Origin of the sequence: Accumulibacter sp., assembly GCF_031732815.1 — a bacterium.
Classification (GTDB): Bacteria; Pseudomonadota; Gammaproteobacteria; order Burkholderiales; family Rhodocyclaceae; genus Accumulibacter.
The window spans coordinates 7,150-13,195 of sequence record NZ_JAVMKF010000302.1 but is presented as its reverse complement, the minus strand read 5'-3'; the positions used below and the strand labels follow the sequence as shown (position 1 = coordinate 13,195).

The 6,046-nt window shown below is 64.2% G+C and carries 4 protein-coding genes; 3 read left to right on the top strand and 1 reads right to left on the bottom strand.

Annotated features, from left to right (window positions below; translation table 11 throughout):
• Window positions 1–396: 396 nt before the first annotated feature.
• Complete coding sequence (locus RKP46_RS17605) at window positions 397–798, bottom strand: PEP-CTERM sorting domain-containing protein (protein WP_311107831.1); 402 nt, start codon at window positions 796–798, stop codon at window positions 397–399.
• A 1,308-nt stretch (window positions 799–2,106) separates the two neighbouring features.
• On the opposite strand from RKP46_RS17605, the gene RKP46_RS17600 reads away from it, so the two are divergent.
• From RKP46_RS17600 to RKP46_RS17590, 3 genes are all read left to right on the top strand, one after another.
• Entirely contained in the window at window positions 2,107–3,885 is a 1,779-nt protein-coding gene (locus RKP46_RS17600; protein WP_311107830.1) for a type I secretion system permease/ATPase, read from the top strand.
• A 27-nt stretch (window positions 3,886–3,912) separates the two neighbouring features.
• Window positions 3,913–5,286 carry an HlyD family type I secretion periplasmic adaptor subunit gene (locus RKP46_RS17595; RefSeq protein WP_311107829.1) on the top strand — a complete coding sequence of 458 codons (1,374 nt, stop codon included), beginning with the start codon at window positions 3,913–3,915 and terminating at the stop codon, window positions 5,284–5,286.
• Window positions 5,287–5,288: 2 nt separating this feature from the next.
• Window positions 5,289–6,046, top strand: a 758-nt coding sequence (locus tag RKP46_RS17590) for a TolC family protein (RefSeq protein ID WP_311107828.1), incomplete at its 3' end; no start/stop codon positions are given.

Here is a 6,046-nt window from a genome sequence, read left to right as displayed (position 1 = left end):
TTTCATGGTAACAATGGGCGGCTGGGACATCAGGAGAACTCCTCATTCGGACAAGGCAAGTAAGGCTTTCCGTCGGCCGCAGCGCGAGCGTGCCAAGGACGACGGTTCGGTAAATTGGCGGACCACACTTGCGCGGCGTGCAAGCTGATCCCGGATTCTGTTTTTTCTCGTAGTGCGAGCGCCTGGCGAAGATTCGAGGAACCTGTCGGCAGGCTTTGCTCCAAGCTTGCGCGCTCGTGCCAGGTGCGGCGGCCTGACGGTGCGCTGGCGACTGATCGGCATGCAACTCCAGAACTTCACGGACATCGGCAAATAGCGCCCTGCCGACTGCCGTCAGGCCGGTTGCGGAAAACGCCGAGGCGGGGAAGCCGGGTGGCTTCCCCGTTCTGCTTTCTCTTACTTCTTGCCACGCCGGACAACGGTCGCCAGCATGGCAACGGCCGCGACGGCGAGCAACGACAGCGACTCGGGCTCCGGCACGACAAGAACCGGGTCAGCCAGGACAGGCAGGGCAAGAGACGACAGTGCGAGCAATGAAATCAGTTTGTGCATAAGATTTTCTCCAAGAACGTAAGTTGGGGGTGGCGCCAGCAGGATGCCAATCGCGCCGTGATGCGGGGAGCAACTCCGGGCGCCGACCGCATCAATGACACCACCATAAAGCTTGCGGTACTTCGGTTGAAGCGGATGACGTTGGATGGTTGCGAACTTTTCCGCAGAGCGGAAAACCTGTTGCTGCGTTCCGGCTTGGCCAGATACGCCAGATACTGCGGCCTCTCTCCTCATCGAGCTGCCCATAGTTATTCTTCTGATGACGGCTGTTGCTGGCCCAGGCTCTTGCCCAGGTTGACCGGCCTTGATCAAACCGCGGGGCAATACACTGAATCCCGGCTTGGCATGGCAAAAGCACGCGACTCCCGGGAACGAAAACGACCTCCGCACCTCCCGGCGACTGTTGCATGGCGCATGCCATTCGCCCGCCTGTGTCCTCATGATCCGCCAGCGTGATTTTCCAAGCCAAAGAAAGTAAATGGATTTTTACGTTCTGGCCAAGCTTGCACGGAAGCCAACAGGGACTTCCAAAGCAAGGACATGATTTATCGTCGGGTTGCCGTGAGCCCCCCGATGCACGCTGTGCACAGTTCTGAGCGCGCGCGCTGTTCCCGCATCACTGCGCTGAGCGACTGGAGTGGCGTTGGGCTCACTGCGTGCAAGGCCCGGCTGCGACACCGGGAGCAGTTGTCGCCAGCAGCCCGGCGTGCTCGTCGGCGGCCGGTGCCGTTGCGCGCCGGCCTCGCCGAAATCCCCACCCAGCTCACCACAGGGCGTCTGCCCGCTCGGCAAAGTGCGTAGGCCGAATCCCCTGCAGGACCACGCACGATTTATGACATGACAGTAATTTTGTTGATAATTCATATTCTTTGCAGAACCCGGAAGAATCGCCCTGCAGGCGAAGACTGGAAGTCGCCGGGGAAAGACGGCTGCGACGCTGCGCAGTCTAGCGTTGCCAACCATGCTGTCTGTGTGCAATATCACGAATCGATGCACTCGGCCTGCCTGGCAAGCTGCCGGCGGTCCGCAAGCGACCAGCGATGCGCACCGCCAGCGCGTCGTCTGCGCGTCGCGTGACAGGACCCAGGCGCGCCGGAATCGGCGCCGCGCGCAGCGCGAGTGCGCCGACGCTCGGGCGAGCGCCGCCGAAACGACTGAGGAATTGCCAAAAACAGCACGCGCTGGCAAGCGACGATCGAAGGAGAATGGCGGCCGCTATGCATGCTCTGCAGCGGCTGCCTTCGGCACCGCCGCGGGCATGACAATTCGTTCAACCCGTCGCGGACCGTGCCGCATTCCGCACCCTTCGCTGTCATGCCGTCAAATCCACCGTGCGAGCTTCGCCAGCAAGTACCGATCGCTCATCACTTGCGGCGCAAGATCAACCTGGATCTGACGACGGGGGTAGACCGGTGACAAGGCTTCTGCGATGATCGGAACTTTGCTGTCCCGATCGACAGTGCACAGCAGTTGCCCGAGCCACCGCCTCATCCTGCTCGCCCAGTGCGCCCTGGCGCCGGCAATGCGACGAACTTGTTCGCGAGAAAGACCCCAATGATTGAGCCTTCGCAACGACCCGAAATCGCGCAGGTGCTGCTGTCGTTTCGCCATGCTTTTGCGACCGTCGCCGCATTCAGCTTTTTCATCAATGTGCTGATGCTGTCGCCCTCGATATACATGCTGCAGATCTACGATCGCGCGCTGGGCAGCCGCAACGTCACGACGCTGCTGATGCTCACCCTGATCACGCTCGGCCTGTTCGCTCTGATGTCGCTGCTCGAATGGATTCGCTCGATGGTTCTGGTCCGCATCGGCGGACGGCTCGACCTCGATAGCAACACGCGGGTCTTCAATGCGACCTTTGAACGCAACCTTCGACACGCCGGGCAGAATCCGGCGCAGGCGCTCGGTGACCTGTCGTCGGTCCGCCAGACCTTGAGCGGTGCCGGCCTGGTCGCTTTGCTTGACGCTCCCTGGATGCCGGTCTACCTGGTCGTGATCTTCATGCTGCACGTCCAGCTTGGCATCTTCGCTCTGCTCGGCGTTGCCATCCTCGTCGTCCTCGCGGTGATCAACGAACGCGTTTCGGCCGCACCGCTGGGGGAAGCACAGAAGCTCGGCATGGCGGCTGGCGCCCAGGCCAACAACCATCTGCGCAACGCCGAGGTGATCGAAGCCATGGGCATGTTGCCGGCGGTGCGCGAACGCTGGTTCCAGTTGCACAGGAAGTTCCTTGCCCAGCAGGCGCTGGCCAGCGACCGGGCAGGCATGCTCAATGCACTGACGCGTTTCGTGCGCATCTCGCTACAGTCGCTCGCCCTCGGCTACGGCGCACTGCTCGCGATCGACGACCAGGTCACCTCAGGCATGATGATTGCCGGTTCGATCCTCGTCGGACGAGCGCTCGCACCAGTCGAAATCCTGATCGCCAACTGGAAGCAGCTCGTTTCGGCGCGCGCCGCCTACCAGCGCCTGACGACCCTGCTGCAGACCTACCCGGCGCGGCCGGTCGGCATGCCGCTGCCGCGACCGTTGGGCGAAGTCAGCGTGGAAAATGCCACCACCGCGGCGCCGGGCAGCAAGCAGCCCATCCTCCGGAACGTCACTTTCAAACTGGCGGCGGGCGAGGTGGTCGCGGTCATTGGGCCGAGCGCCTCCGGCAAATCGACGCTGGCCCGCCTGCTGGTCGGCGTCTGGCCGCCGCTGGCCGGTTCCGTGCGCCTCGATGGAGCCGAGGTGTTCAAGTGGAACAAGAACGAGCTCGGTCCTTACCTGGGTTACCTGCCGCAAGACATCGAGTTGTTCGACGGCACGGTGGCCGAGAACATCGCCCGCTTCGGGCCGGTCGACGCTGACCAGGTCCTCGCTGCGGCGCAGGCAGCGGGCGTACATCAACTGATTCTGCAGCTCCCGAACGGCTACGACACCCCTCTCGGCGACGGCGGCAGCGTGCTCTCTGGCGGCCAGAAGCAGCGCATCGCGCTGGCCCGCGCGCTCTACGGTGACCCGGCGCTGATCGTTCTCGACGAACCCAACTCCAATCTCGACGACCAGGGCGAATTCGCCCTCGCCGAGACGCTGCGCCGCCTGAAGGCAAGACAACGGACGGTGGTGATCATCACCCACCGGATGACGACGGTCGCCGTCGCCGACAGCATCCTCGTCCTGCACGAGGGGACGGTCAAAGCACATGGGCCACGCGATCAGATCCTGGCTGCCATGCGCGCAGCTCCGCCGCCCGCCGCGGCAGCGGCGGCAGGCGCGCGCGGCGTTGCCCCGACAAACCCGCCCAGCGCCGGCCTGCCGGCCACGGCGTCGACCCCTGGCGCCTGAACCGCCTGATTGAGAACGGCGAGAGAAATGTTGCAGCAAGCAAAAAAGACGGACGACATCACCGATGTCAAAGAGCTCACCATCGGCCAGGGCAGCGCGGCCAGCCCGCCGATCGACATCAATTTCAGGCGCGTCGCGCGCCTCGGCTGGCTGGTCCTCGCCGCCGGTCTGGGCGGCTTTCTCCTCTGGGCCGGAATCGCCCCGCTCGACCAGGGCGTTCCCGCCAGCGGCCAGGTCGTCGTCAGCGGCAACCGCAAGACGGTGCAGAACCTCGGCCCAGGCAAGGTGGAAGCGATCGTCGTCAAGGATGGCGACGAAGTGGCAACCGGCGATGTCGTCGTCCGCCTCGACCCGACGCAGGCCCGCTCGCAACACGAAATGGCCCGCAGTCAATGGTTTGTCGCCAAGGCGGCGGAAGCACGGCTGCTCGCCGACATGCAGGGCCGCAGCGAAATCAGCTTTCCGGAAGACCTCCTGCGCGCGCAGGATGACCCTCGCGCAGCCAGCGCAATGGCCGTGCAGACGCATCTGCTGCGCTCGCGGCAGGCTGGTCTGCAGGCCGAGCTGAGCGCCTTGAAGAACACGCTTGCCGGCCTGCAGTCGTCGGCCAAGGGAATTGACGCAGCGCGGCGGGCGAAGGAAGAACAGTTGCGCCTCTTGCTCGAAGAATTGCAGGGGTTGCGCGATCTGGCGGCCGAAGGCTACCTGCCGCGCAATCGCCTGTCCGAACAGGAACGCCTGCTGGCGCAGCTTGGCGGCGCGATCTCCGAGGATCTCGGCAACCTCGGCCGTACGCAGCAGACGATTGCGGAAACGCGCATGCGTATCGTGGCGCGTGAGCAGGATTATCGCAAAGAGGTCGAAACCGCACTCGCCGAGACGCAGAAGGAAGCGCGATCGCTGGAAAGCCGCCTGGAAGGACTCGCCTTCGACCTGGCGAACACGGATATACGCTCGCCCGCGAACGGCATCGTCGTCGGCTTGAACGTGCATACGATAGGCGGCGTGCTGCCGGCGGCTACGCCACTGATGGACGTGGTCCCGAAGAACGAGCCGCTGCGCATCGACGTACAGATTCCGACGCACCTGATCGACAAGGTGAGAATCGGCCTGCCAGTGGAGATCACTTTCCCCGCGTTCAACCAGCGTACGACGCCGCAAATCCCCGGCGAGTTTTCGCAGGTCGCCGCCGACGCAACAAACGACCCGCAAGGCAAGGTTCCACCGCACTACCGTGGACAGGTCGTGGTCACCGCCGCTGGCATGAAGAAGCTGGTGACGCACGATATCAAACCCGGCATGCCGGCCGAGGTTTTCATCAAGACAGGCGAGCGCACGATGCTCAACTATCTGTTCAAACCCCTCGCCGACCGCATGCGTTCGGCGCTTACCGAGGAGTGATCATGCGCTGCAGTCTCCAGGCCCTGGCTGCCGCCACACTGGTTCTATCTTCGACAGGCGTCCTCGCCGGTGGCCTGCTCGACGCGTATCTGGCGGCGCGCGCCAACGACCCCACTTTTCGGGCAGCGCGTTACGAGCGCGAAGCCGGGCAGCAGGCGATTGCCATCGGCCGCTCCAGCCTGCTGCCGGTCGTCGCAATCAGCGCGTCGTACTCGAAGAACCGCGGCGAACGTCAATCGACGACGAGCACGCCGGACGACCTCGACTACGCCGACAAGCAGGCAGCGCTCACCCTGCGCCAACCGCTGTTCAACTACGAAGCATTCGTGCGCAAGCAGCAGGGCGGCGTACAGGCTGCGTACAGCGACGCCGTCTTCGACCGCAAGGAAGGCGAGATGACGGTGAAGCTGGCGGCAGCGTACTTCGAAGCGCTCTTCTCGGGCGAGCGGCTGACTTTGGCCGAGGCCGAAATCACCGCCTACGAGGCACAACGCGAGCTCGCCCAGCGACGACGCAAGGGCGGCGAGGGGACGGTCACCGAGGTCGCCGAAGCCGAATCGCGCATGCAGCTCGCGCGCGCCGGGCGCGCCGACGCGGCCGATCGCCTGCTGGTTGCCACACACGCACTCGCCGTCATGACCGGCAAGCCGAGTGGCCGCCTATGGGTCCTGCGTCCCGATTTTGTTGCACCCGCTCTGCAGCCGGCGGGAATCGAGGAATGGTTGGCGCTGGCCGAGAACAACAGTCCGGAGTTGCGCGC

Excerpts from the sequence above, each read along its gene's own strand:
- RKP46_RS17595 (WP_311107829.1), top strand. The coding sequence starts at position 3,913 with ATGTTGCAGCAAGCAAAAAAGACGGACGACATCACCGATGTCAAAGAG.
- RKP46_RS17605 (WP_311107831.1), bottom strand. The coding sequence starts at position 798 with ATGGGCAGCTCGATGAGGAGAGAGGCCGCAGTATCTGGCGTATCTGGC.
- RKP46_RS17600 (WP_311107830.1), top strand. The coding sequence starts at position 2,107 with ATGATTGAGCCTTCGCAACGACCCGAAATCGCGCAGGTGCTGCTGTCG.